Raw genomic sequence first — 26,198 nt, forward strand, 5'->3', positions numbered from 1 at the left:
AAAGACGGTTTATGCCCCGCTTCCCTGTTTTGCTCCTTGATTATGACGGCACGTTGGCCGAAACACGTCCTGCTATTTTAAAGAGTTTGAGTGAGGCCTTTGCCGATCAAGGGCTAACGCCGCCATCACCTGAAAAATTGGGGCGCCAGCTTGGGCGTGGTGGAACACTGAAAGAGTTTTATCAGGCGATGGTTTCAGGGAGCACGGCAGAAGAGGGGCTGGCTTTTGCCGCTGCTTATCGCAAGCATTATATCCAAGCGGACTTGGAAGAAACTCATCTGTATGATGGTGTTCACGAGGTCTTAGCTGAACTGGTCAAACGTGGTCATCAGCTTGTCGTGTTGAGCAACAAACATGCTCCAACGCTTGGTCCAAGCTTGGAACGTTTTGACCTCAAGAAATATCTGACAGCCTTTATGGGGGCAGAGGATGATAAGCCACGCAAACCCCAAAAAGAGGTGCTGACGGAGCGTGTGCGTCCGTTGTTCCCTCATACGCCGATCTCGGATTTTCTGATGGTTGGCGATACAACGGCTGACCTTGGGTTTTCCCATAATACAGGGATCGCCTCGTGCTGGGCCAGCTACGGCCATAGCACAGAAGAGGCGATCACGAGCCGTTGGACGCCGGATTATCGCATTGACCGGCTGTCCGAGCTTCTAGACGTTCTTGCCTAGAATTTCGTCAATCTCCGAATAGCGACATTGACTTGGTCAAAGACCCGTGTGAATTCGCTGGCATAGTCTCCATCAGGGTCGATCCATGGTTTGGAGCTTCCGCCATAATGGATGATATGAGGGTCTTGGCGGGTCTCGAAATACCGCTTTTTCCACGGTTCGGGTAGATCACGCGCTAAAGAGAGAGCCTCATTCCCACATAGGACATTCCAATGTTCGTCGAATAGACAAAGAGTGTCTTTGAAGACGGCGTTGAGAATGTCTTGGTCAGGCAGCCAATGCGGTGTTTTGAGTTTTTGAAAACACTGAGTGACTTTTTCATCGTCAATGCGTGGAATATTGTACACCAGCACGCCAGACTGAAAATAGTCATCAGGGTTTGAAAGGCCGAGATTGGTGCGTTCGTACTCTTCTTGCGGTTGCCCTCCACAATCTGGGGGAGCGTTGGTGTTATTGACGCGTGAGGTCTTGCGGAGTGTGTCATGCACAACGCCGAGGGATTTTTGATCATCCATCGCGTCAAGCAAACGACCGAGATCGTCTTTTACGACGATGTCTGAATCAAGGTAGATAACCTTGTTGAGGTCTTTAAAGATACGAGGGATGGCGAGACGATAGTAGATCGTCCGTGTAAAATACATTGGGATGATAAGGTCTGTATTCTCGAAATACGGCTTAACATCGACACAACGAATAGATGAACGACACGTATCAAAAAGCTTGTGAGCTTTATTAATGAGTATTGGATCTATTTCCTCATAGAGGACGAAGAAAGAAAAAAGATCGATCCGAACGGTTTAGAATAGACTGTAAAACCGTAAATCCGTAAGTCGCATATTTCTCATCAAACGCCATAACGACGGGGATTGTTTCGGTGCTCACTCATTTTGTCCTTATGTGAAAATAGTGTTTGTAGATCTATAGGGCGGCTACCAGCGGTCGTAACTGGCAGCCGTACCGCTGTCCTCTTTACACAGCGCCAATATCGCTGCGGAGCATTTTATCATCCCATTGGATGGTTGCGGCAGCTTCATAGGCACGAGCGCGTGCTTGCGCAGGGGTTTTGCCAGTGGCGCAGACGGTCAAAACACGTCCACCAGAGGCGACAAGCTTCCCGTCTTTCAGCGCTGTTCCCGCATGGAAGAGCTGAACTCCTGGGAGGGTTTCAAGCCGTTCTGTCCCTTCAATAATGCCTCCTTTTTTAGGGGCATCTGGGTAGCCCTTGGCCGCTAAGACGAGCGCGATAGATGGTTTTTCGGAGAAAGTAATCGCCTCTTGAGACAGCGTTCCGTCTGCCAAATTCTTTAAAATAGGCAGGAGGTCACTTTCAAGACGAATGAGAAGCGCTTGTGCCTCTGGGTCTCCAAAGCGGACATTATATTCAATCAGCTTTGGGCCTTCTTCCGTAAGCATCAAGCCCGCGAAGATGACGCCACGGAAAGGCGTACCGCGGCGTTTCATCTCGGCAAGCATGGGGCGAACGGTGAGATCGAGGGCGTGTTCTTGGGCATCGCGATCAAAGTCAGCAGGAGGGCAAATGGCGCCCATGCCGCCTGTATTGGGGCCGGTATCGCCATTACCAACGCGTTTATGGTCACGCGCGGCACCAATCAGTACGGCGTCATCATCGGCACAGAAGGCAAAGAGAGAGACTTCCCGCCCAACGAGACACTCCTCAATGACTAGGGGCAGACCCAACTGATGCACAGCGTTTTCGGCTTCTTCCACCGTTTGGGCGACGATCACGCCTTTCCCGCCGGCAAGTCCATCAGCCTTAATGACAATAGGGGCCCCTTGCTCGCGGATATAGCGTAGGGCTGCGTCTTTATCATGGTCAAAACGCTGCCAGCGTGCTGTCGGAATGCCCGCTGCATCAGCGACTTCTTTGGTGAAGGCTTTGCTCCCCTCAAGCGCTGCTGCTGCTTGGGAAGGGCCTGCACATGCAATGTTCGCTTGGGCACATGCATCGGTAAGCCCGGCGACTAATGGGGCTTCAGGCCCAGGCACGATCAGGTCGATGTTATGTTCACGAGCGAACTGAACGAGCGCGTCAATGTCATCCGCGCGAATATCCACACATTGTGCCGATTCGGCCATGCCGGGATTGCCTGGAGCTGCGTAGAGCGTTTCAAGCAAAGGAGAGCGGGCAAGGGCTGTGGCCAGCGCGTGCTCGCGCCCTCCAGAACCAACCAGAAGAACACGCATGCAGGAATTTCCTTTCGATGACCTAATTTCGGGCTTCGTTTGTACCTAAGCTTAGCATAAACTGCCCCCATGATGGAAAGTGAGAGCGTGTTCCCCTCTGATCAGTCAGGCGCGAAAGCGTCGAATATTCCTGAATATTCCGTATCGGATATTTCAGGTGCGATTAAACGTACGCTTGAAAACGCCTTTGGCCGCGTGCGTATTCGCGGTGAAATTACAGAATTAAAGCGCTACGCATCGGGGCATATGTATTTATCGCTTAAAGATGAAGGCGGTAAGATTTCAGGTGTCATCTGGCGTGGCAAAATCCCTCACCTTGGCCTCACACCCGAAAATGGCACGGAAGTGATCGCGACAGGGCGGGTTTCTTCTTATGGAGAGCGCTCGAACTACCAGTTTTTGATCGACCGGATGGAGTTTGCTGGGGAAGGGGCCCTGCTTGCTCGGATAGAACGGCTTCGTGTTCAGCTTCGTGACGAGGGGCTGTTTGCGAGCGAGCGGAAAAAGCCGCTTCCTTTCTTGCCGCGCACGGTTGGTGTCGTGACGTCACGTTCTGGTGCCGTTTTGCACGATATTTGCACGACGATTTCACGGCGGTTCCCTCGGCCTGTGACACTTTGGCCCGTGGCGGTGCAAGGTGAGGGGGCTGTGAAACAGATTGTGCAGGCGATTAAGGGGATTGCACAGCTCCCATCCCCTCCTGATGTCTTGATCGTTGCGCGTGGTGGTGGGTCACTCGAAGACTTGATGGCGTTTAATGATGAAGCCGTTGTTCGTGCTGTTGCGGCGTGCCCATTGCCGGTGATTTCTGCTGTTGGACATGAAACAGACACAACCTTGATCGACTATGCGTCTGATCGCAGAGCGCCAACACCAACCGCCGCGGCGGAATTGGCGGTGCCGTTGCGGTCGGAATTAATGGCGGATCTTACCCATCGCACAGCGCGGCTAACAGGTGGGCTGTCCTCCTTATTGCAGCACTATAAAATGCAGCTGCAACACATGACGAGCCGGATGCCAGATTTGCCGAGTATGCTCGATACCGCGCGCATGCGTTTAGATGACCGTGGGCAGAGGCTGGAGCTTGCGCTTCCGGCTTTTGTCATGCGGGCTCGTGCCCGACTGGGCGGGGCTGCGCACCATCTTCCGACGCCGGAAACATTGCTCACGCGCCGGAGCGTTGCGCTTGAGAGGGTGTCTTCTGTGCTGGAAGGGAGTTGGCAGACCCTTCTGCAACAACGGCGTATGGCCTTGCTTCGCTATCCGTTAAGGCTTGAGACTATCCGTGCGCAGATGACCTTACAAAAGACACGGCTAGATGGCGTGGCTGGGCATTTAGAAGCGGTTTCTCCACAGGCCATTTTGGAGCGAGGCTACGCGATGGTGCAGGATGGTGACGGGCAACCCATTACGCGATCCAAACAAGCAGCGGATAAGGCGACCGTTTCTCTCCGTTTTGCGGATGGTCAGCGTCAAGCGCAGCTAGATCCCGAAGCCGGAGAGAGTAAGGTTTCTTTGTCAGGGAAAAAACGTCGCGTGGTAACGAAAAAAAGACCCTCTCCCTCACAAGGTGAACTCGGGCTATGACAAATGGTAGGCCCAAAGGATATGATGGTGGAGGCAGTATGCAGGTAAAAAAGACGGGTTTTTGGAGTGTCGCGATCATGGCCATAGGGGTGTCTGGCTGTGCGTCAACGCCTCCGGCTCCAACGTCCCATATTGAGCATACGGCACAGGGTTTTGCTGCTGAAACGCAAACACAGCAGGTTGCACAGACGAGCGCAGCAGAGCCACAAAAAACGAATCTTCCTTCCGCTCCGCTGAATACTCCGCTTTGCGGTGCTGCTTTGAGAGAGCAAGCGCAGACGGGGGCGTCTCTTTATACGCAGGGAATGACCAGCGGTAATAGCTGCACACAGAATGCGTGCTTCCAACCTTTAACGGGTACTTTTATTGCTCAAAATGGCACGAATAGCGTTTGTCGGTGAGGCAGACGCGCTGTGGCGTTGAGCCGTATCGGAGGCTTACTGTCGTGCGTAAGCACGATGATTAGCGGCGAATGCTCCGACTATACAGCGTCTTCAGCCTTCTCTGAACCTTGTCGGAATCTTATTGCATTCGTTTAGTATGATATTGGGCTATGGAGGGCGTGTTCAGTGATCCGTGCTTCCGTGGAAATGATGGAGAACGCTTCATGTAAGGCGCTCCTAAGGGAATAAGCCGCGTTATGTGCGCCATGATGGCGAGCTATGAGCGATACAAAAAAGGCGGCCGGAATACCGGGCCGCCTTTTTTGTATCCTTGAAAGGAAGAAGCGTTTTAACGCTTCCACCATCCAACACGCCGTTTAACCGGCTTGGCTTCATCCACATTGATGGGTTGAGGGGCAATCATTTCCTCTTGAGGAGCAGCTTCAACCTCTGTTTTTTTACGCCGTGTTGTGCGGCGTTTGCGCACAGGTTTAGCAGCTTCCTTCGCAGGTTCTTCCTCTGTAGGAGCAGAGGACGGCTCCTCAGTTTGCGCAACAGGCTCTACAGCTGGTGCCGTCTCTTCTGTCTTGCGAGTGCGACGACGACGGCGCGGTGCCTTAGGCGTTGGTGCCTCTTCCTGCGTAGGTGCTGGGCCCTCTTCTGCTCGCTGTGTCCCCTTATCCGTTTCAGTCGGTGCTGTCGTATCTACGTCACTAACGTCCGTCTTCTTATTGCGTGTGGAGCGTTTGCGGCGTGTACGACGTGTGGGCTCGTCTTTTTCTTGAGGTGTTTCCTCAGTAGCCGAAGGTTCAGCTGCTGCTTCTATGGCACGAGCTGCTTCGGTCTGCTCAATCGCATCAAAGATGTCGAACCCTTGGAATGGATCAGCCGGTGTCGGCCCCTGATACGCTTTGGGCTTGCGCAGTTCAGATTTGCGGCGTGTTTTGCGTTCAGCCATTTTGTCCGCTGGCGTAGCATCGGTCTCTTTTTTGGAGGAGGCTACGCGTCGCACACGCGTGCGGCGACGGCCGGGCATGAGTTCCCCTTCATCGCGCTTCGGCTCACTGGTTGGCTCAGTAGAAGAGGTTGCTTCGACAGCTTGGTGACTTTCTGTATTGAGTGTCTCAGCTTGTACGTCCTGCGGCATGTTGGAGCGACGACGACGGCGTGTACGACGACGGCGCGGATTATTATCGCTTTCTTCATCATGCTGAGGCGCGGCGGCGATCGTCGTCGTTGAGGCTTCAGGAGCTTCGCCTTCCACAATCTCAATAGTGCGAACATGATCCGCATTCTGAGGGGCTGGAGCAGGTGCTGGAAGGTCACGAGCCTGACGAGGACGCACGCGATCAATACGGTTGTCAGCCCCAACAAAGCTATCGTCTGCTTCAAATGTCACTTTGATGTTATGGCGTTTCTCCAGCTCAGCAAGAGAAGGCCGTTTGCTGTTGAGCATGTAAAGCACGATATTAGGCGACACATGAACGGCGAGCTCGGCAGCGCGCTGACGGCACGCCTCTTCCTCAATACTGCGCAAGACATGCAGCGCGGTGCTTTCCACACCACGAACGGTGCCTGTTCCTTGGCAATGAGGGCAAGGAGAGAGCATGCTTTCAGCAAGGGACGGACGCAAGCGTTGGCGTGACATTTCCAGCAGGCCGAAATGCGAAATACGACCGATCTGAATTCGTGCACGGTCAAGACGAAGAGAGTCTTTCAGGCGCTTTTCAACCTGATGGTTGTGACGACGGCTTTCCATATCGATGAAGTCGATCACGATCAGGCCGGCAAGATCACGTAGGCGAAGCTGACGCGCCACTTCTTCAGCTGCTTCCATGTTGGTACGCAGAGCCGTGTCTTCAACATTGCGCTGAGAGGTCGATTTCCCAGAGTTTACGTCAATAGCAACGAGGGCTTCGGTTTGGTTGATGACCAAGTATCCGCCAGATTCGAGGCGAACCGTTGGGGAGAACATGGCATCAAGATGGCTCTCAACATGATAATGGGCGAAGAGGCTTTGCCCACGATTTTGCCAGAGGCGAATGCGGTTTGCATTGTTGGGCATGAGCAGGCGCGTGAATTCACGCGCATTCTTCCATGCTGCTTCTCCATCCACATACACATTCTCAATATCACGAGTGAACAGGTCGCGAATGGCCCGCTTAATGAGGCTTGCTTCCTCATAGACAAGAGCAGGCGCGACAGAGGTGAGTGCGTGTTGACGAATATCGTCCCATAATTGCAGCAAATAGTCGCAATCACGTGTAATTTCCGCTTCAGGACGACCTGCACCCGCTGTGCGGATGATCATCGCCATAGAGCGTGGGAGATTGAGGTGAGAGACGATCTCACGCAGGCGTTTACGGTCGGTATCTGACGTAATTTTACGGGAGACTCCACCACCACGCAGGGCGTTTGGCATCAACACCCCATAACGACCAGCCAGCGATACGTATGTCGTAAGAGCAGCCCCTTTATTGCCGCGCTCTTCTTTAACCACTTGCACCAGAATGATCTGACGGCGGCGGATCACTTCTTGAATGCGGTAGTTACGCAAAAAACGTGCTGTGCGACGGCTCGCTGTTTGCTCTTCGCCAGTGTCGTGTTCACCACTGACAATTTCTGGATGATGGTCATCATCACTATCATCGCTTGGCTCGTCTTCCTGGGTGGAGTCGAGCTCATCTTGGTTTTGGCTGCGTTGTTCGGCAGCGTATTCTTCTTCCTGCAGTTCCAGCAATTTCTCGCGGTCTGCGACAGGGATTTGGAAATAGTCAGGGTGGATCTCACTAAAAGCGAGGAAGCCGTGCCGGTTGCCACCATAGTCAACAAAGGCCGCCTGAAGGCTTGGTTCAACGCGGATCACCTTAGCGAGGTAAATATTGCCTTTGAGTTGACGGCGAGCTGACGTTTCAACGTCATAATCGTCAATATGTTTGTTGTTCATAACCACAACACGCGTTTCTTCGGCGTGCGTAGCATCAATGAGCATCTGTTTTGTCATGAAAGACTGGACTCCGTGGCGCATTCAGCAGGTAGGCTCATCTGGCGAATGCGCGGATTGTCATAGCGGGCAGAGGTCATCACGGTGCAGGTCGCGCAAGAAGGCCCTATAAAATAGCAGCTCGTTATTGACGCACTATGTTGCATGACGCCCCTGAGTGAAACGGTCCGGCAGTAGCCTCGACATACCGGAAAAATATATGGTCAGCCTTCACAACATTAAAATGTCATGGAGGCTTCTTTTACACAGCCGGAGTGCCTCTATCAGGGTGTGTCAGCTATGAAACAGCTTTTTGCACACCAAACGATAACAGGCACATCACGACAGAATCTACGCGAGATGGGAGCCTAACAGCCTCATCGGATTATCCCACCGGGGCCCATATGAAGGATCGAACCACTCTCACTATAGTCTTGTGCGTTAAGATGGCGCAAATATGGTGCTATGGCAAGTTTAGGGATAATTGAAGTATTTTCTGTGATAAAAGAGAGTGTCTTTTAAGGCTATTAGCGAGCAAATTGAGCAGATGCGTTTGCCATAATGGCACAGTCAGGACGTAGAGAATGAGCAAAGGAGGGAGGTCATGCTTTTAACGCGACGTGGCATGATTGGCCTGGCAGCTAGTGGATTATGGCTCCCTTCTGGAGGTGAGGCACGGGCGCCGTTGCATGTGCGATCACATCCTCCAGCCATTTTACGGCAGGCTCGGAAACGCCCTGTGATTATGCTCGACCCCGGCCATGGTGGGAAAGACCCGGGCGCGATTGGGGTTTCTGGCACCTATGAAAAGCATGTGTCTGTTGCCGTTGCGCAGGAGCTGCGTCGCCTTCTGATGCACTCCGGGCAGTATCAGGTGGTGTTAAGCCGTGAGGATGACCATTTTATTCCCCTAGAAGGGCGGGTTGAGCGTGCTCATCGACATAAAGCACAACTTTTTATGTCAATTCATGCTGATGCGCTCCATCAAGCGACTGTGCGTGGGGCGAGTGTCTATACTTTGTCGCATAAAGCGTCAGACCATCAGACGGCGCTTTTAGCGGCAACGGAGAATAGCGCGGATCGTTACGCTGGTAGTTCTATCCAAGGGGTCTCTCCTGATGTGGAGCAGATTTTGGGCAGTTTGGTGAGTGAGGAAACACGGCGTGGTTCGGCTCATATGGCAGCGAGTGTGATTGACTCTTTCCAGAACCATGTGCGGCTTTTACGCCATCCTGTAAGGCATGCTCATTTTGTGGTGCTAAAATCAGCCGATATTCCTTCTGTATTAGTGGAAATGGGCTTTATGTCTAACCATTTAGATGAACAAGCGTTGCGGATGACACGTCATCGTCAGAAAGTGGCTCACGCGATGAAACAGGCTATTGACCGCTATTTTATGAACGGGGCGGGGTATGCTCAGCTTAATACATCACGCCTTTTGTAACGCTTTTAAAAAATAAACAACGATCGTCTTGCGTTGAGTGGCAATTCCATATACCGTTCATCGTGATATGACATTTGATGCACGCCTCACCCTACGACTTATCAGCCCCTGAACGCTCTATGATGCGGACGGGATGGTCTGCTGCGTTCAGGGGAAGCCAATAACAACTGCGCTTTTAATGATAAATTTAGGTGAGGCAAGCGATGTCCTTTCAGCATCCTTCTTTTGGTTCTGTGTCTGATGATCGTGTTATTATTTTTGACACGACATTGCGCGATGGTGAGCAATCCCCCGGATTCTCAATGAATTTGAGCGAGAAGCTGCGTATGGCGCATGCTTTATCTGCGTTGGGTGTGGATGTTATCGAAGCTGGTTTCCCTGTTGCATCCGAGGGCGACTTTGAAAGTGTGCGGCAAATCGCTGAAAATGTGGATGGCTCGGTCATTTGTGCGCTGGCTCGCAGTGGTGGCAAGCGTGATATTGAAGCCGCTGGTGAGGCACTGAAAAAAGCGAAACGTGGACGGATCCATAACTTCATTTCCACGTCGCCTCTGCATATGAAGTATAAACTGCGCATGGCGCCAGAACGTGTGCTGGAGTTGATCGCAGAAGGGAATAAGCAGTCTCGTCAATACACCGATGATGTGGAATGGTCTGCTGAAGACGGGTCACGTACAGAGCCAGATTTCCTGTGTCGCTGTGTGGAGACCGCTATTCGTCACGGTGCCACAACGATTAATATTCCCGATACAGTTGGCTTTGCGACGCCTGATGAGATGCAAGCCATCTTTACGATGCTGCGTGAGCGTGTTCCGGGTGCAGATCAGGTTATTTTCTCCACACATAACCATAATGACCTGGGCTTAGCGGTCGGAAATACGTTGGCTTCTCTCGAGGGTGGGGCTCGGCAGATTGAATGCACCATCAATGGGATTGGTGAGCGTGCCGGTAATGCCGCGCTGGAAGAAATCGTTATGGCGTTACGGACACGTCATGATCGCTATGGTTTGAACACGCAGATTGAAACGCCGCGCTTGTTGAGTGTGTCGCGCTTGCTGGCGGCAACGACAGGATTCGATGTTCAGCCCAACAAAGCGATCGTGGGACGGAATGCCTTTGCCCATGAAAGTGGCATTCATCAGGACGGCGTGCTGAAACATGCGGGTACCTATGAAATTATGACGCCTGAGAGCGTGGGCTGGAACAGCACGTCCTTGGTGCTGGGGAAACATTCTGGCCGTGCGGCTTTCCGCGATAAATTGCGCGCTCTGGGGTATGAAGAGATTGATGATGCGACACTCTCTGCTGCTTTTAAACGTTTCAAAGAGTTGGCGGATCAGAAAAAGGTCGTGTTTGATGATGATGTGCGGGCTTTGGTGGATGAGGAAGGCCGCGATCATGACCGTGTTGAGTTGCAGTCCTTAACGCTGCAAGGCGGTACACGCCATGCCGCGCATGTCAGCTTGGAAATGACGGTTGATGGAGAGCTTCGTCAGGTTGAAGCAGAAGGTAATGGCCCGGTTGATGCGGCCTTCCGTGCGATTGGGGAAGCCTTCCCGCATGAAGCAACGCTTGCGTTGTTCTCTGTTGGGAATGTGACAGAAGGAACTGATGCGCAAGCACGCACAACGGTGCGTCTGCAAGAAGCAGGGCGGCTTGTTGATGGGCAAGGGAGCGATGCTGATACGGTTGTGTCTGCAGCGCGAGCCTATATCCATGCGCTCAATAAGTTGTTGGTCAAGCGGGAACGTCGTGCTCCAGAAGAATTGACTGTTTAAGCTTCTATAAACAGCGCCTCTGTGACGAGATGTAGCGTGTAGAGGCGAGGGAGAGTTACCGATGGTACATGGGTGGGTTTATACACTCTCAGGATTGCTGGTTGGTTTTCTAGTCGGCATGACCGGTGTTGGTGGCGGCTCACTCATGACGCCTTTGCTGATTTTGCTCTGCGGTGTGAAGCCGCAGACAGCTGTCGGGACAGATCTTATTTATGCAGCCGTTACGAAGTTGGTGGGGACGACGCTTAACCGACATTTAGGAACGGTTGATTGGCGGATCGTTGGTTGGTTGATGGCAGGGAGCCTGCCTGGTGCGCTCATCTGCCTCATTTCCCTACATCATATGGGGGCATCGTCGGCCTCAACGGCTCATCTCATTCATGTCGTGCTTGGGGTGAGTTTGTTGATTACTGCTCCAGCTATTTTGTTTCGCCCTCACTTGCAGGCATGGGTGTCTAAGAGAGCTGTTTTTGGCGAGGCACGGGTGCGGGGCTTAACGGTATTACTGGGATTAGTTCTTGGTGGTATGGTGGCTCTGTCTTCAGTTGGGGCTGGGGCGATTGGAATGGCCGCTCTTGTGATGCTGTATCCTAAAACACCGATGAGAACGCTCGTTGCTGTTGATATTGCTCATGCGGTTCCGCTTGCGTTGGTGGCCGGAGGAGGGCACTGGCTAGAAGGGTCAACGGATTTTTACGTGGTTGCGTGGCTTTTAAGTGGGTCGATTCCGGGGATCTTGTTAGGCACGACATGCGCTGGGCGGTGTCATGAAGGCTTGCAGCGTTGGGTGCTGGGCTTGTTGCTGCTTTTAATCGGTTTTAGGATGATATAGAGATTATCTCTGTAAAGTTTCTTATAGTGAATGGGATGGAAAACTCTCTTTTGGGGGATTCATTCTATTTTCTTTGTAATAATTGCTTTTCATTGTGAAGATAGCCTTGCTGAAGAGGGGTTCCTGCCTCTAAATTGCCGCCGGGTACATGGTAGTATTCAGCGTTTTCTGTTTTTATCCTCACGGTTTTGTGAGGCGATCCTTGCCAGGAGTTTTGGATGTTCTCTCGTCTGCTGGGTCTCATGTCTGCCGACATGGCGATCGACCTTGGCACAGCCAATACCCTCGTTTACGTCAAGGGGCGTGGCGTTGTGTTAAGTGAGCCCTCCGTTGTGGCCGTTACGGAGGTGCGTGGTCGCCGGCAGGTTCTGGCGGTTGGTAATGAAGCAAAGCTCATGGTTGGGCGAACGCCAGGTAATATCACAGCGATTCGTCCGCTGCGTGATGGGGTCATTGCAGATTTTGAGAGCGCGGAAGAAATGATCAAACATTTCATCCGTAAAGTACATAATCGCAGCATGTGCTTTAGCCCACAAATTGTCATTTGCGTTCCATCTGGCTCAACAGCGGTGGAGCGTCGGGCTATTCAAGAAAGTGCCGAAAGCGCGGGTGCTCGTAAGGTTTATCTGATTGAAGAACCAATGGCTGCTGCGATTGGTGCTGGTCTGGCGGTAACGGAAGCGTCAGGCAGCATGATTGTCGATATCGGTGGTGGCACGACGGAAGTCGCTGTCGTCTCGCTGGGCGGGATTGTGTATGCTCGTTCAGCCCGCATCGGTGGGGATCAGATGGATGAGGCTATTACGGCCTATATTCGTCGCAACTATAATCTGATGATCGGTGAGAGCTCTGCCGAACGCATTAAGATGGAGCTTGGCGCGGCATCATTGCCACCTGATGGCGGCCCGGGGCCCTTGCAATCGTTGAAAGGGCGCGACCTGCTCAATGGTGTGCCACGTGAAATAACGGTCAGTCAGGCTCAAATTGCTGAGGCGTTAGAAGAGCCTGTGAGTCAGATTGTCGAGGCGGTGGCTATCGTGTTGGAAAACACCCCACCAGAGCTGGCTGCTGACATTGTGGAAAAAGGGATCGTTCTGTCAGGCGGGGGAGCGTTGTTAAACCGGCTTGATGATGTGCTGCGCGAGGCAACAGGCCTCCCTGTGATCCTGGCTGAAAATGCGCTGTCTTGTGTTGCTCTGGGGACGGGGCGTGCTCTGGAAGAAATGCGTCAGCTTCGGAGTGTGCTGAGTAGCATGTACTAATCCCATTCCGGAGCTGAAGGGGCGATGTTATCGATTCATGCACGGCAGATTGTTGAAGGGTTGGTGCTACCAGTCCTTATCTTTGTGGCTATTGCACTTGTCTTTGTTGGGCAGGTATGGCCGCATAAAGTGCAAGCTGTACGTTTGGCTGTTGCAGGAGAGATGGCACCGCTTTACAGCGTATTGACCTATCCACAGCGTAAGGTCATCCAATGGGAGACCGTGCTAGAGGGGGTAACGAATATTGCGGAGGAAAATGCTCGCTTACGGAAGGAGAACCGTCAGCTTCAGCATTGGTACGCGCTTTCTACCTCTTTAGCGGCGGAAAATACGCGTCTTAAGTCGATCTTACATTGGGGGAATGACCCTAATTTAGCCGATATTAGTGGTTGGGTTGTGCGTGACGAAAGCGGCCCTTACCTACATGCTGTTTTGCTGGATATAGGTGAGCAGAACCCTGTGCATATGGGTAGTGTCGCTGTCGATGCGAATGGCCTCGTTGGGCGCGTGAGTGAGGTAGGCGCACGTGTCGTGCGGGTATTGCTCATCAATGATGCGACAAGTCGTATTCCCGTTCGGCTTGTTTCGTCTCATGCCGATGCTATTATGGCTGGGGATAACTCACTTTATCCGCGCCTGATGTATTACAATCAGGATGTTCACCCTGTGGAAGGCGAACGCGTGGAAACGCGTGGTCAAACGGGGATTACAGGAGGAGTAGCTATTGGGCGTGTGCATTATCTAAATGAGCGGCGGCCTGTCATTGTGCCTGATGCTGACTTGGCTCATCTAGATTTAGTGCGTGTTTTTGACAATGACACAGCGCTTGAGTCTCCCCCTGCAGCGGGACGTGTGAAAGAGAAGCCTTTTTTGAGAAATACGCCAGATGATAAAAAAGAGGGCGCTTTCTCACAGGGGCTGAAGCATATTTGGCCTTTTTCCCAGTTTAGTCATGAGTAAGGGGGGAGCGCATGTCAGCTCATTATGATCGCGCGTCTCTCCGGCAGAATAATCTATCACAACGGACGATGAGGCAGACTTTACGCATGCTTTGGAAGACGCTGCTTCCAAGCCTTTTTATGATCGTGCTGAGCATCGTTTTCGCAGCTCCTTTTCGTATCCTTGGTCAAGGTGAGCTTCAAACGGGATTAGTTTTAGGAACTGTGTGGTTTTGGTCGCTCTATCGCCCTGCTTCAATGCCGATATGGTTGCTCTTGATAAGCGGATTAATCATTGAGCTTTTTGTTTCCACCCCTCCGGGGCTTTTGCTGCTTTGGATGCTGGTTGTTTATGGTGTGGCACATATGGTGCGTTTCCATTTTGCAGAAGGGGGCTTTTTTCGCTACTGGGGGCTATATTCCTTGACAGTGCTGGTGGGTGCGGTCTTGGAATGGTGCTTGTTATCCGTGCGCGCTATGATGATCCTTTCGCCTTCTGCGCTGTTTTTCCAGTGGAGCTTGAGTGTAGGGGTTTATCCGCTTCTTCACGTTGCGTTTGTTTTAGGGCGTCATTTTTCTCATCCGTCTGATCATCCCTAAGGGGAGTAAGCCTTCGGGCGAGCTTCTCTGCCTGTGGTTATCTCTTACTGTTTTGTTTTCATGATCTTCCAGCGCCCGTCATCATTTAAAATATTTGAGGCGTCGTCTCCTTCCAAAGAGGCGGAGCGTGGAGCGGGTGGGCGCGGTGTGTTTACACGGCGTGCTCTCTTGATGATGGCTGTGCAGGTAGGTGTGTTGGGGACGCTGGCTCACCGACTGTATAATTTGCAAGCCGTGCAGGGGGAGCAGCTGCGCGCGTTAGCGCGGCGCAACCGTACGAGTAAGCGTCTAATTGCGCCTGCACGAGGGCCGTTGTACGATCGTTGCGGTGTGTTGCTAGCGGGTAGCCGCCCCAATTGGCGGGCGCTGTTGATGCCTGAAGAAACAACCGATATCGGGGCAGTTATTGAGCGGTTTGCGCATATTGTCCCTCTTGATGAGCGTGATCATGCGCGTATTGAGCGTGATCGGCGTCATTTGCGTCGTTATGTTCCGCTTACGTTAAAAGAGTTTTTGTCGTGGGATGATATGGCCCGTATTGGGCTTAATGCTCCGACCTTACCGGGTGTGTTGGTTGATGTTGGGTCAACGCGTGAATATCCTCTTAAAGAGCTAACGGCGCATTTGGTGGGCTATGTGGCTCCGCCTAATGAAAAAGATGTGCAAAAAGATGGTACGTTTGCTCTTCCGGGAATGCGCGTAGGGCGTGCTGGGCTTGAGCAAACGCAGGATGAGCGATTGCGCGGACATCCTGGCTCTGTAGAGATGGAAGTAAATGCGGTTGGGCGTGTTGTCGGTGAGGTGGAGCGCACAGAAGGCCTGCCCGGCAATACATTAGGCCTCTCTCTTGATAGCGCCTTGCAAGCGCAAGTGCGCGACCGGTTGGGCGAGAGGATTGCGAGTGCGGTGGTGATGGACTGCCGCAATGGGGAGGTGATGGCGATGGTCAGCACTCCTTCTTTTGATCCATCGTTGTTTGATTCAGGCGTGAGCCATGCTCAGTGGAATAGCTGGATGTCTGACCCACGGACACCGCTTGTTGATAAAGCGGTGTCGGGCCTTTATCCGCCCGGTTCCACTTTTAAGCCGGCTGTAGCGATGGCTGCACTAAGTTCAGGTTCTGTGGCGCCTGAGGAGCGTTTTACGTGCCCTGGTTATTATGATGTGGGTGGGGTGCGTTTCCATTGTTGGAACCGGTATGGCCACGGGTCTATCAACATGCGGCAGGGGCTAAAATATTCGTGTGACGTGTATTTTTATCAGGTGGCGCGTCGTTGTGGCATTGATGTTATCCATCAGGCTGGTGGAACCTTTGGGCTGACGGGTAAGCTGGGTATTGAGCTGCCACATGTCAGGGCAGGTTCGATCCCTACTCCGGCGATGCGTCGTAAGCAGGGCTTCCATTGGAATGGCGGTGATACCGTTAATGCGGGGATCGGGCAGGGGCTAGTGCAGGTTACACCACTGGCCTTGGCCACTTATGCATCGCGTTTAGCGACGGGGCGCTTGGTCACCCCGCATTTATTGCGCACGGTAGAACACTCTCTTGTACCAGAGGCAGAGCCGGGATTGTTTGGTAAAATGCCTTTTACGGCAGCGCATCTTGATGTGGTAAAGGGCGGTATGTTCGCGGTGGTCAATGAGCCACAGGGGACAGCACCGGCTGCGCGGCTTTCTCTTCCCGGTATTAAAATGGCCGGCAAAACGGGCTCGGCTCAGGTGCGGCGTGTCCCGAGAGCTTTGCGAGAGAGTGGGCACTTTAATTCGATGAATCTTCCTTGGGAATATCGCCCTCACGCGCTTTTTATTTGCTTCGCGCCTTATGACAATCCACGTTATGCTGTTTCTGTTGTTGTTGAACATGGGAATGCCGGAGCAACGGAAGCTGCTCCTCTCGCTGCGCGCATCATGACGGATACGTTATTGCGTAACCCTGCGGAGAGAACGCCTTTCTCGCGTGAAGGGCAGTCCCCGCCAGTGGCCCCTTCTGAGCATGAGAGTCATGGAAAGTCGTCCTAATGCCTGACCTAACCGTTCCCCGTGCTGCGCGCCGTTTTTTGCGGGAAGAGCCAAAGCTTAAGCTCTTCTCACTTTTATTGCGGATTAATTGGATTTTTGTCCTATTGATCTGTCTATTAGCAGGCGTTGGGTATGGGGCGCTCTATTCTGCAGGAGGGGGAAAGCCCATTCCGTTTGCCGAACCGCAGCTTATTCGCTTTGGCTTTGGCGTGCTGATGATGATTGTGGTGGCGCTCCTGAGCCCGCGTGTGCTGCGTCTGCTCTCTGTCCCGATCTATATCCTGTCTATCTTGATGCTGGGATTGGTGTTGAAGATGGGGCATGTCGGGAAAGGCGCTGAACGCTGGATTAACATGGGTGGTTTTCAGTTCCAGCCCTCTGAATTTGCTAAAATAGCCCTCGTTTTGATCCTCGCGACATGGTTTCACAGAGTAGGGCGTGAAAAACTTGGGAATCCCCTACGGCTTATTGTCCCGGCACTGTTGGTTTTATTGCCGGTCATTCTTGTGCTTAAAGAGCCGAACTTAGGAACCGCCAGCATTGTTGGGATGATTGGGGCCTCTCTCTTTTTTGTAGCGGGGATGCGTTGGTGGCAAATCTTCGTTCTTGTTGCACCAATCCCTTTTCTTGGGAATTTTGTGTACAGCCATCTCCACGACTATCAAAAAGCGCGTATTGATACGTTTCTACATCCCGAGCATGACCCGCTTGGAGCGGGGTACAATATTATTCAGTCCAAAATTGCCTTAGGGTCTGGTGGTATTTGGGGGGAAGGCTATCTGCATGGGAGTCAGGGGCAGCTTAACTTCCTTCCTGAAAAACAAACTGATTTTATCTTCACGATGATTGGTGAAGAATGGGGCTATGCAGGAGGCGTGGCGGTTATTGTTCTGCTGGGTGTCATTGTCCTGAGCGGGATGGTGATGGCGCTGCGTTGTCGTAATCGTTTTGGTTGTTTAGTGGGATTGGGGATTTCGGTTGATTTCTTTCTCTATTGCGTTGTCAATTTGTCGATGGTGATGGGGGTTATCCCGGTTGGTGGCGTGCCTTTGCCGCTGATTTCTTATGGTGGTTCTGCCATGTTGACGATGATGTTCGGCTTCGGTTTGCTGCTTTCCACATGGGTTTATCGCGATGACCTTGATTTAGGGACTGATCAACAACATTCTTCATAGGTAGAAGCGGGGCATGATAACCGCAGAGTGGAAGCGGTGGGAAAGCGGAGGTTGGTTATGTTGCATCATTACGTCGTTCCTTTAGCTGCTTTTGCGGTTGCGGCGTTGGTTTTTACGATTACACCGGGGCTGGATACGGTGATGATCCTGCGCACCGCGGCAGCGGATGGGCGCCGTTGTGCAGCAGGGGCCATTTTGGGGATCGGCGCTGGGCTCAGCCTATGGGGGATTGGCGCTGTCTTTGGGCTCACAGCCCTGCTGGCAGCGTCCGCAACGGCGTTTATGGCTGTGAAATTTGCTGGGGCTCTTTATTTGGCTTGGATGGGGATTGGGCTTTTATTCCGCCCTCGGTCGGGCCTGACAGCTCCAGAGGGGCAGACGTCAGATCATAAACAGAGCACTCATCCTTTTTGGATGGGGTTTCAGCGGGGTTTGTTGACGGATATCTTGAACCCCAAGGTGGGGATTTTTGTTATTACGTTTTTCCCGCAATTTATTCCCCACCATGTCGACATGGCGCTGTTTACGTTGCTTCAAGCCTTTATACAGGTAGTTCTGTCGGTTCTATGGCTAGGGCTTTTGGTGCTGTTGACGGTGCCTTTGGCGGGTTTTTTCAATCGTCCAACAGTGATGCGGCGTTTAGATCGTCTGACCGGGCTGATCTTTATCGGGTTTGGGGCCAAGCTCTTTATGACCCATAATCCGCATTAAAAGCGCTGCTTATAAAAAACCCCTGCTTCGGTGAAACCGGGCAGGGGTTTTTTTGTGGGTATGAAAGAAGAGCCGCTTTACCCTTCAATTTTCCCAAAGTCGGCAATCATCCGAGCACTGTCACAGAAGGCTGCCAGCAGACGGAGGCGATTGAGCCTCTGTTGAGCCTCTTCTGCATTAACGGTCACGTCTTCAAAGAAACGATCCATCACAGGGCGCAGCTGCGCTAAGCTTTGCATAGCGGCGGTGACATTGTCGTGTGTCAGATGCGTTTGTATCTCAGGGCCAACCTGCTGTAGGGCGTCACCCAAAGCACGTTCAGCGTCTTGCGTGTAAAGGGAATCATCCGGCTGGCCAGTATGGGGGCCGTCTTTCTTATTCTCAATGCGCAAGATATTGGCTGCACGGCGATAGGCGGCGAGGAGGTTTTTTCCATCTTCAGAACCCACCATCGCAGAGAGCGCCTCGACCCGATTAAGGAGGCGGAGCAGGTCTCCATCAAGGAATTCTGTAAAGAGGGTATTGTCCCCTTCCGTTGTGCCGACAGCCAGCGTTGCTTCCAGCACATCATGACGCCGTCCTTCACTGCGAAGCTGGACGGTAAGCCGATCCGCAAAGAAGCTTTCCAGACCGGCGAGAGCGCTGTGCTTGGTGGTGGTATGGGTCAGCGCCATGCTGGCTGTCATCAGCAACGCACCAAGGTCGATACGGAGGCCATTATCGCGAATCGTGCGGATCACCCCAAGCGCTGCACGGCGCAGGGCGTATGGATCGCCTGAACCACTGGGTGTTTCGCCAATGGTGTAGAACCCGGCCAGCATATCCAGCCGATCCGCAAGGGCCACAGCGACAGCAACAGGCGCGCGGGCCGTATCGTCATTGAGGCCGCGGGGCATATAATGTTCGGCAATCGCTTGAGCAACAGCGTTATCTTCCCCGTCATGGCGAGCATAATAGCCCCCCATAATACCTTGCAGCTCGGGGAATTCTCCCACCATGCCGGTGGTGAGGTCGGCTTTCGCGAGAAGCCCGGCGCGTTGGGCTTGCTTCTGCTGCGTTTCATCAAGCCCCATAGCCTGCGCAACCGTCCCGGCAAGGGCGGCAATCCGCTGGGCGCGCTCTTCCTGAGTGCCAAGCTTGGCGTGGAACGTCACCGCTTTGAGGGCATCGACACGTTGGTGGAGCGGTGTTTTGCGGTCGAGATCCCAGAAATGACGGGCATCTGCAAAGCGAGCACTGAGGACGCGTTCATTGCCTGCGATACTGAGCGCGCCGCCATCGCTAAAGGTGCGGTTCGCCACGAATGCAAAATACGGTGCTGCGGTGCCGTCTTGATGACGCAGGGCAAAATAGCGCTGATTAACGCGCATGGAGACCTGCATGACCTCGGGGGGGAGCCCCATAAAGGCGTCGTCGATACGACCGAGCAGAGGCACGGGATACTCCACAAGGCCGCTAATTTCGGCAACGAGCCCGTCATCCTCAACAAGGGCGAGGTCTTTTTCTTTCGCGAGAGCATGCACCCCGTCAGAGATCAGCGCGCGGCGCTCATCGTCAGACACAACGACATGGCGTTGTTTGAGCTCGGTGAGCCATTGCTCGGCGTTTTTGACCTCAAAACAGCCGGGGGAGAGAAAGCGATGGCCTTCTGTCATGTTGGAGGTCGTGAGTCCATGAGCGTCATCGCCGTCGCGTGCCAAGGAAACAGGCACGACGGCGCCGTCTAACACGCAAACGATGTGGTGAAGTGGGCGCACCCATGAGAAGAGCGATCCATTTCCCCAACGCATCGCTTTTGGCCACGGGAATTTCCAGAGGAGGTCTGGCAAAATCTCCGCAATACGCGTGGTGGCGTTCACCGCCGGGAGCGTACGGTTAAGCACCCAAAAGCCATTTTCTTTGGTCAGCTCATCAGGTGTGACGCCATGCTTGCGCGAAAAACCGGCCAAAGCTTTTTCTGGTGCCGTTTCACGAGGGCCGCGCTCTGAGACGGAGCGGGCTGGTATCATGTCATCCAGCTCAATAACCGCAGCAATGCGCCGTGTGCTGTAAAAAGCGCGAACCTGACGCGGGTTAAGGTCCTTGAGTGCTTGGGTTAGCAATCGCGTGAGATCATTGGCACCACGCGCCTGCATGCCAGAAGGGATTTCCTCACAGAAGAGGTCAAGAAGCAGTTCAGCCACGGTTATTTCTCCTCCTCTTCACCCGCAAGCCACGCTTCGCAGGCTGCTCTGGCGAGTGTCCGCACGCGCCCAATGTAGGACGCACGTTCAGAGACGGAAATGACCCCGCGTGCATCCAGCAAGTTAAAGGTATGCGAGGCTTTCAAGCACTGGTCATACGCTGGTTGAGCCACCCCAGCTTCAGCAAGGCGGATGGCTTCTTTCTCAGCATTATTGAACTGGGTGAGCAGCATGTCTGTGTCAGCGAGTTCAAAATTATAGCGTGAATAGTCACGTTCTGCGCGTAAGAAGACGTCACCATAGGTTAGACCGCGACCGTTAAAGTCGAGGTCATACACATTTTCAACTCCTTGGACATACATCGCGAGACGCTCAAGCCCATAGGTAAGCTCGGTTGACGGAACGACGGTTGGAATACCGCCAACTTGCTGGAAGTAGGTAAATTGGGTGACTTCCATCCCATCACACCACACTTCCCAGCCGAGGCCCCAAGCGCCAATCGTGGGGTTTTCCCAATCATCTTCGACAAAGCGAATATCATGCTTCTCAGGGTCAATCCCAATCGCACGATAGCTGTCCAAAAGCAGCTCTTGGCTGTTTTGTGGCGTGGGTTTGATAAGGACTTGGTACTGATAATAATGCTGGAGACGGTTGGGGTTTTCCCCATAGCGACCATCAGACGGGCGACGGCATGGCTGCACATAGGCCGCCGCCCAAGGCTTGGCGCCAAGAGCGCGAAGGGTTGTATGGGGCGAGAGCGTCCCCGCACCAAGTTCGGTATCGTAAGGCTGCAAGATGGCGCAGCCTTTCTCTGACCAGAACTGATGAAGACGCAGGATCAATTCCTGAAAGCTGGGCGGCCGGGTTACGGACAATTCACTAGGCTCCGATTGAACAGACGATACATACTATCTTATCGAATGGTGCGGATAATCTCTAGTGAGCCTTTTAAGGAGAGTGGATGTTCTCTACAGGAGCCCTTGCGAGGCTCATGATAGCGTATCATATTTCCAAGAGACGGCTCGGCGATGAGTCGGCTCTGAATAGTGTTTAAGGACAAGCTAGCGATGAACTCCGAAGAACGGGATGTAATCAGCCGTTTTATTGCCCGCGTTGGCGGCGGTCAGGGAAGTGGCGGTACGCCAGCAGCAGGCAATCTCCCTGCTATTGACCCCGAAGCAGACCGTTTTATTGCGGAAAATTTCCAGCAATATCCTGAAGCACGTTATCGCGTGACGCAGCTTGCCGTTGTGCAAGAGGCCGCTTTAGCGCAAGCACAGAATCGTATTCGCGAGCTTGAAATGCAGCTCCAGCAGGCGCGCACTCAGCTCAGCCAGCAGCAAGCGCAACAATCAGCTCCTCAATCTGGCGGTGGCTTCTTGTCCAATATGTTTGGTCGTTCTGGGGCTGCTCAGCCGCAACCACAGCAGCGTAGTTCGGCTTTACCCCCAGGGTGGGGGCCGGCTGCTGGTGGTGGCGCTCCAACGGCGGCCGCTGGGAATTATGCTCCTGCACCGGGAGCGCAGGCCGGGATGTTCCCGCGTTCTGGTTCTGGCTTTTTAGGCTCTGCCTTGACCACAGCTGCCGGTGTTGCTGGTGGGATGATGGCGGCGAATGCCTTAGAAGGGCTCTTCTCGGATCATCACGGTCATGAAGGTGGTGATGCAGCTGGAGGTTTTGGTGCTGATCACGGCGGTGACACCTATATTACCAATAATTACGGTGATGCAGCAGGCGACGCTGCGCAGCAGAGCGATCCTTTCGGTGGTGCTGGAACCGACGCAAGCGGTTTTACACAGCAGGATTTTGGCGGCAATGATGGCTTTGCGCAAGAAGACACCGGCCAAGATATGGGAGGTGGTAGCTTCGATGATGGTGGCGGCTTTGATGACAATTCTTTCTAAGGAGTCATCAAGCTATGTCCGACCGCACTGAGCAACAGAGCTTCCACGATGTCGCGTCTTTGGAAGAGATTAAAGAAGATGGTCTAAAGATCGTCACTATTGGCAAGCGTTCCATCGTGTTGATGCGTCGAGAGGGGCGTATTCACGCTCTTGGGGGGAAGTGCCCACACAAGGGCGCTCCTCTCAATAAGGGAGCGTATTGCAAGAGCGCGTTTCACGGTGATGTGCTCGTGTGCCCGTGGCATAAAGCTGTGTTTAGTGCGGAAACGGGTAAAGTCGTTGAGCCGATCGCCTTTGAGGATTTGCCACGTTATCCGGTGGAAATTGTGCAAGGGCGTGTCATTGTCGGCGCTCGCCCTTTGCCATCGGCTCCAGCTGTCGCGCGTCAGGAAGGCGAGCATGTTCTGGTCTTGGGAGGCGGTGCGGCGGCTGCCAGTGCGGTGTACACCCTCCGTCATGAAGGATTTGCCGGAGATATCACGCTTATTGGGGATGAAGAATGGGCTCCTTATGACCGGACGATGCTCAGTAAGTCATTTCTTCTTGCAGAGCCATCACGGCGACAGGCGCCGGATATTTTAGATAAAAATTATTACATTCATCATAACATCACGCGCTTGCAGGGGCGTGTTACAGCATTAGACCATCATACGAAGACCGTTACTCTTGAGGATGGTCGAACATTACAAGGCGATCATATCGTGATCGCGACAGGGGCGCGGCCGCGTAGGTCGGACATTACTGGTATTGAGCGTGATGGGGTGATGAGCCTCCATAGCCAAGCCGATGCGTTAAAAATGGCTGAAGAGATTACGCCGGATCAGCCCGTTATTCTTATTGGTGGAGGGTTGATTGGTCTGGAGGTTGCGTCTTCTCTCCGTCAAAAAGGCGTAGGGGTCACGATCATCATGAATGAGGACGTGCCCATGGAAGCGCAGCTAGGGCGAGAGATTGGCTTGCGCTTGCTTCAGCTTCATGAAGAAAACAGCGTTGCTTTTATTTCGGATGCTCAGGTCACGCATATCTACGGTGACGGGCGTGTTGAAGGGGTAGAGCTGGACGATGGTATGCGCCTTCCGTGCCGGCATGTCTTGATTGCAACAGGCGTTCAGCCGCAGAGCGATTATGTTCGTGATAGTCTCAAAGGGCCTGAGGGCAGTGTGTTGGTCGATGAGGTGATGCGGGCTGCGCCGGGGGTCTATGCGGTTGGTGATGTTGCCGCTGTGACGAAGGATGGCCGTGTATGGCGAGTCGAGCATTGGCGTCATGCGCAAGTGCAGGGGCGCATCGCGGCCCAAGCGATCATGGGACTGCCTATAGGAAAGGTGCCAATGCCGTGGTTCTGGACACAGCAGTTCGGCAAGAAGATTGAATGGTTGGGTTGGGGAGAACCCTTTGACCATGTGTTGATTGAGGGGGCGCTTGAGGATTTTAAATTCCTAGCGACTTATCGGTCTGGCAATCGTGTTGTTGCATTAAGTGGCGCTGGACGTGCAACAGAGATGGCGCGAGCCGCGGTTAGCTTTGATGAATTCGCTGAGAAAGAGGCCCCGAGCGTGCCTTTGTAAGGCATGCCAGAGCGAAGTACTGTTTGCGTGGCTTCTGCAATGCGGTGTTAAATGTTAAGAGGTTGCTTGACAGTGGAGGGGCTGGCAGGCTTTCTCCCTTGGCATTATGATTATGCGCTTGTTCAGCCGTAAGAGAGACGAGGTTATTATTCATGCACCAGTACCGTACCCACACTTGTAACGCCTTGCGGGCTGTTGATGCAGGCAAGACTGTACGGCTCTCTGGCTGGATTCATAGCAAGCGCGATCATGGCGGTTTGCTCTTTATCGATTTACGTGACCATCACGGTATGACGCAGATCGTCGTGCCAGCCGGTGGGGCGCTTTTGGAGCAGGCAGAGCGCCTGCGTGTTGAAAGTGTCATTACAGTAACCGGTGAGGTCGTGGTGCGCGATGAAGGACAGCGGAATCCTTCGCTGCCAACCGGTGAGATTGAAGTTCGTGCTGAAAGCATTGACGTGCAATCCAGTGCTGATGTGCTGCCGTTCCAAGTGGCCGGCCAAGAGCATTACCCTGAAGATTTGCGCCTGAAATATCGTTATCTCGACCTGCGTCGTGAAAAGATGCACCGCAATATCATGCTGCGCAGTCAGGTGATTACCAGCATGCGTCGCCGGATGGTGGAGCAGGGCTTTACCGAGTTTCAAACACCTATTCTTACCGCGTCTTCTCCTGAAGGAGCGCGTGACTTCTTGGTGCCGGCTCGACTGCACCCGGGCAAGTTCTATGCACTGCCACAGGCCCCGCAGCAATTTAAGCAGCTCGCCATGGTGGCCGGTTTTGAGCGTTATTTCCAGATTGCACCATGTTTCCGTGATGAAGCGTCACGTGCGGATCGTAGCCCGGGTGAGTTCTATCAGCTGGATTTCGAGATGGCGTTTGCCACGCAGGAAGATATTTTTGGGGTTCTTGAGCCCGTCCTAGCCGGCATCTTTGATGAGTTCACCCCAGAAGGCTGGAAAATTACGGAAGGGACATTCCCGCGCATTCCGTATGCTGATGCCATGCGTGACTATGGTTCTGACAAGCCTGATCTGCGTAATCCGCTGCTGATTAAAGACGTGACGGACTCTTTTGCGGACTCTGGCTTTGGCCTGTTTGCGAAGATCGCAGCGTCGGGCGGACGTGTGCGCGCTATTCCAGCACCGGGTGCGGGGGATCGTCCACGGGCGTTCTTCGATAAGCTCAACAATTGGGCACGTGAGCAGGGCGCTGGTGGTCTGGGCTATATCATCTTTGGTGAAGAGGGCGGGAAAGGCCCTATCGCTAAGAATCTAGAGCCAGAGCGTGTTGAGCAGATCCGCCAAGCCTGCGGATTAAAGGCTGGTGATGCGGTCTTCTTTGCAGCTGGTAAGGGCGACGAGGTCGTGAAGTTCTCGGGTCTGGTGCGCACCAAGATTGCAACAGACCTCGACCTGATTGAGAAGAACGCTTTCCGCTTCTGCTGGATTGTGGACTTCCCGATGTATGAACGGAATGAGGAAACAGGTGAGATTGATTTCTCCCACAACCCATTCTCCATGCCGCAAGGTGGACTTGAAGCGCTGAACACGCAGGATCCGCTCACGATCAATGCGTATCAGTATGACATTGTCTGTAATGGTGTGGAGCTTTCTTCTGGGGCTGTGCGTAACCATCGCCCAGATGTTATGCTGCGTGCGTTTGAAATTGCCGGTTATGGCCCAGAAGTGGTGGAAGAGCGCTTTGGCGGGATGCTTAATGCGTTCCGTTATGGGGCACCCCCACATGGTGGGGCGGCACCGGGTGTGGATCGTATCGTGATGTTGTTGGCTGATGAGCCTAATATTCGTGAGGTGATCCTCTTCCCGCTGAGCCAGAATGGGTCTGACCCCATGATGGAAGCCCCAGCGCCTGTTGAACCGTCTCGCTTAAAAGAGCTTTCCTTGAAGCTGGATCTTCCTAAGCCGAAGACAACGTCCAAGTGATAT

20 protein-coding genes are annotated in these 26,198 nt (G+C 53.3%); 15 read left to right on the forward strand and 5 right to left on the reverse strand.

The features are described from left to right. The first annotated feature begins 11 nt into the window (after window positions 1–11). On the forward strand, window positions 12–677 hold the full coding sequence (locus GS535_RS05735; protein WP_160791183.1) for an HAD family hydrolase: 666 nt from the start codon (window positions 12–14) through the stop codon (window positions 675–677). Here GS535_RS05735 and GS535_RS05740 read toward each other — a convergent pair. Together GS535_RS05740 and purD are read right to left on the reverse strand one after the other, a co-directional pair. Beyond that, the gene (locus tag GS535_RS05740) at window positions 674–1,465 is read right to left on the reverse strand and encodes a glycosyltransferase (RefSeq protein WP_160791427.1); all 792 of its coding nucleotides are present in this window, start codon (window positions 1,463–1,465) and stop codon (window positions 674–676) included. The two genes, GS535_RS05735 and GS535_RS05740, sit on opposite strands and share 4 nt — an antisense overlap. Before the next feature lie 181 nt (window positions 1,466–1,646). Further along, the gene (gene purD, locus GS535_RS05745) at window positions 1,647–2,882 is read right to left on the reverse strand and encodes a phosphoribosylamine--glycine ligase (RefSeq protein WP_160791184.1); all 1,236 of its coding nucleotides are present in this window, start codon (window positions 2,880–2,882) and stop codon (window positions 1,647–1,649) included. A gap of 69 nt (window positions 2,883–2,951) precedes the next feature. Between purD and xseA the strand changes: the two genes are divergently transcribed. Together xseA and GS535_RS05755 are read left to right on the forward strand one after the other, a co-directional pair. Further along, window positions 2,952–4,469, forward strand: a complete 1,518-nt coding sequence (gene xseA, locus GS535_RS05750) for an exodeoxyribonuclease VII large subunit (protein ID WP_160791185.1) — start codon at window positions 2,952–2,954, stop codon at window positions 4,467–4,469. Further along, complete coding sequence (locus tag GS535_RS05755; RefSeq protein WP_160791186.1) at window positions 4,466–4,870, forward strand: hypothetical protein; 405 nt, start codon at window positions 4,466–4,468, stop codon at window positions 4,868–4,870. Before xseA ends, GS535_RS05755 begins: the two co-directional genes overlap by 4 nt. Before the next feature lie 331 nt (window positions 4,871–5,201). On the opposite strand, the gene GS535_RS05760 is transcribed toward GS535_RS05755, so the two are convergent. Beyond that, on the reverse strand, window positions 5,202–7,856 hold the full coding sequence (locus tag GS535_RS05760) for a ribonuclease E/G (protein WP_160791187.1): 2,655 nt from the start codon (window positions 7,854–7,856) through the stop codon (window positions 5,202–5,204). Window positions 7,857–8,439: 583 nt separating this feature from the next. Here GS535_RS05760 and GS535_RS05765 point away from each other — a divergent pair. The 9 genes from GS535_RS05765 to GS535_RS05805 all read left to right on the forward strand — a co-directional run bounded on the left by GS535_RS05765 (window position 8,440) and on the right by GS535_RS05805 (window position 18,594). Further along, a complete protein-coding gene (locus GS535_RS05765) occupies window positions 8,440–9,279 on the forward strand; it encodes an N-acetylmuramoyl-L-alanine amidase (protein ID WP_160791188.1) in 840 nt (279 codons plus the stop codon). 203 nt (window positions 9,280–9,482) lie between these two features. Continuing rightward, a complete protein-coding gene (locus tag GS535_RS05770; protein ID WP_160791189.1) occupies window positions 9,483–11,057 on the forward strand; it encodes a 2-isopropylmalate synthase in 1,575 nt (524 codons plus the stop codon). A 61-nt stretch (window positions 11,058–11,118) separates the two neighbouring features. Beyond that, entirely contained in the window at window positions 11,119–11,889 is a 771-nt protein-coding gene (locus GS535_RS05775) for a sulfite exporter TauE/SafE family protein (RefSeq protein WP_160791190.1), read from the forward strand. Window positions 11,890–12,107: 218 nt separating this feature from the next. Beyond that, window positions 12,108–13,151 carry a rod shape-determining protein gene (locus GS535_RS05780; protein WP_160791191.1) on the forward strand — a complete coding sequence of 348 codons (1,044 nt, stop codon included), beginning with the start codon at window positions 12,108–12,110 and terminating at the stop codon, window positions 13,149–13,151. A 24-nt stretch (window positions 13,152–13,175) separates the two neighbouring features. Beyond that, window positions 13,176–14,111 (forward strand): rod shape-determining protein MreC, encoded by a 936-nt coding sequence (mreC, locus tag GS535_RS05785; RefSeq protein ID WP_160791192.1) that lies wholly within the window; start codon window positions 13,176–13,178, stop codon window positions 14,109–14,111. Window positions 14,112–14,122: 11 nt separating this feature from the next. Then, window positions 14,123–14,689 carry a hypothetical protein gene (locus GS535_RS05790; RefSeq protein WP_160791193.1) on the forward strand — a complete coding sequence of 189 codons (567 nt, stop codon included), beginning with the start codon at window positions 14,123–14,125 and terminating at the stop codon, window positions 14,687–14,689. A gap of 171 nt (window positions 14,690–14,860) precedes the next feature. After that, window positions 14,861–16,708 (forward strand): penicillin-binding protein 2, encoded by a 1,848-nt coding sequence (gene mrdA, locus GS535_RS05795; protein WP_237442225.1) that lies wholly within the window; start codon window positions 14,861–14,863, stop codon window positions 16,706–16,708. Beyond that, window positions 16,708–17,883, forward strand: a complete 1,176-nt coding sequence (gene rodA, locus GS535_RS05800) for a rod shape-determining protein RodA (protein WP_160791195.1) — start codon at window positions 16,708–16,710, stop codon at window positions 17,881–17,883. Before mrdA ends, rodA begins: the two co-directional genes overlap by 1 nt. Window positions 17,884–17,940: 57 nt before the next feature. Next, entirely contained in the window at window positions 17,941–18,594 is a 654-nt protein-coding gene (locus GS535_RS05805; protein WP_160791196.1) for a LysE family translocator, read from the forward strand. A 77-nt stretch (window positions 18,595–18,671) separates the two neighbouring features. On the opposite strand, the gene glyS is transcribed toward GS535_RS05805, so the two are convergent. Together glyS and GS535_RS05815 are read right to left on the reverse strand one after the other, a co-directional pair. Continuing rightward, entirely contained in the window at window positions 18,672–20,777 is a 2,106-nt protein-coding gene (glyS, locus tag GS535_RS05810; protein WP_160791197.1) for a glycine--tRNA ligase subunit beta, read from the reverse strand. 2 nt (window positions 20,778–20,779) lie between these two features. Next, window positions 20,780–21,652 (reverse strand): glycine--tRNA ligase subunit alpha, encoded by an 873-nt coding sequence (locus GS535_RS05815; RefSeq protein WP_160791198.1) that lies wholly within the window; start codon window positions 21,650–21,652, stop codon window positions 20,780–20,782. 192 nt (window positions 21,653–21,844) lie between these two features. Here GS535_RS05815 and GS535_RS05820 point away from each other — a divergent pair, with 192 nt between their 5' ends. From GS535_RS05820 to aspS, 3 genes are all read left to right on the forward strand, one after another. Further along, complete coding sequence (locus tag GS535_RS05820) at window positions 21,845–22,681, forward strand: DUF2076 domain-containing protein (protein WP_160791199.1); 837 nt, start codon at window positions 21,845–21,847, stop codon at window positions 22,679–22,681. Between the two features lie 14 nt (window positions 22,682–22,695). Continuing rightward, window positions 22,696–24,249 (forward strand): FAD-dependent oxidoreductase, encoded by a 1,554-nt coding sequence (locus GS535_RS05825; protein ID WP_160791200.1) that lies wholly within the window; start codon window positions 22,696–22,698, stop codon window positions 24,247–24,249. A 152-nt stretch (window positions 24,250–24,401) separates the two neighbouring features. Continuing rightward, on the forward strand, window positions 24,402–26,195 hold the full coding sequence (gene aspS / locus GS535_RS05830; RefSeq protein ID WP_160791201.1) for an aspartate--tRNA ligase: 1,794 nt from the start codon (window positions 24,402–24,404) through the stop codon (window positions 26,193–26,195). Window positions 26,196–26,198: the final 3 nt, after the last annotated feature.

The organism is Saccharibacter sp. EH611 (genome assembly GCF_009834765.1).
Classification (GTDB): Bacteria; Pseudomonadota; Alphaproteobacteria; order Acetobacterales; family Acetobacteraceae; genus Saccharibacter.

Bases quoted from the DNA above. Each gene is read 5' to 3' on its own strand.
- GS535_RS05735 (WP_160791183.1), top strand. From the start codon at position 12: ATGCCCCGCTTCCCTGTTTTGCTCCTTGATTATGACGGCACGTTGGCC.
- purD (WP_160791184.1), bottom strand. From the start codon at position 2,882: ATGCGTGTTCTTCTGGTTGGTTCTGGAGGGCGCGAGCACGCGCTGGCC.
- xseA (WP_160791185.1), top strand. From the start codon at position 2,952: ATGATGGAAAGTGAGAGCGTGTTCCCCTCTGATCAGTCAGGCGCGAAA.
- GS535_RS05755 (WP_160791186.1), top strand. From the start codon at position 4,466: ATGACAAATGGTAGGCCCAAAGGATATGATGGTGGAGGCAGTATGCAG.
- GS535_RS05760 (WP_160791187.1), bottom strand. From the start codon at position 7,856: ATGACAAAACAGATGCTCATTGATGCTACGCACGCCGAAGAAACGCGT.
- GS535_RS05765 (WP_160791188.1), top strand. From the start codon at position 8,440: ATGCTTTTAACGCGACGTGGCATGATTGGCCTGGCAGCTAGTGGATTA.
- GS535_RS05770 (WP_160791189.1), top strand. From the start codon at position 9,483: ATGTCCTTTCAGCATCCTTCTTTTGGTTCTGTGTCTGATGATCGTGTT.
- GS535_RS05775 (WP_160791190.1), top strand. From the start codon at position 11,119: ATGGTACATGGGTGGGTTTATACACTCTCAGGATTGCTGGTTGGTTTT.
- GS535_RS05780 (WP_160791191.1), top strand. From the start codon at position 12,108: ATGTTCTCTCGTCTGCTGGGTCTCATGTCTGCCGACATGGCGATCGAC.
- mreC (WP_160791192.1), top strand. From the start codon at position 13,176: ATGTTATCGATTCATGCACGGCAGATTGTTGAAGGGTTGGTGCTACCA.
- GS535_RS05790 (WP_160791193.1), top strand. From the start codon at position 14,123: ATGTCAGCTCATTATGATCGCGCGTCTCTCCGGCAGAATAATCTATCA.
- mrdA (WP_237442225.1), top strand. From the start codon at position 14,861: ATGATGGCTGTGCAGGTAGGTGTGTTGGGGACGCTGGCTCACCGACTG.
- rodA (WP_160791195.1), top strand. From the start codon at position 16,708: ATGCCTGACCTAACCGTTCCCCGTGCTGCGCGCCGTTTTTTGCGGGAA.
- GS535_RS05805 (WP_160791196.1), top strand. From the start codon at position 17,941: ATGTTGCATCATTACGTCGTTCCTTTAGCTGCTTTTGCGGTTGCGGCG.
- GS535_RS05820 (WP_160791199.1), top strand. From the start codon at position 21,845: ATGAACTCCGAAGAACGGGATGTAATCAGCCGTTTTATTGCCCGCGTT.
- GS535_RS05825 (WP_160791200.1), top strand. From the start codon at position 22,696: ATGTCCGACCGCACTGAGCAACAGAGCTTCCACGATGTCGCGTCTTTG.
- aspS (WP_160791201.1), top strand. From the start codon at position 24,402: ATGCACCAGTACCGTACCCACACTTGTAACGCCTTGCGGGCTGTTGAT.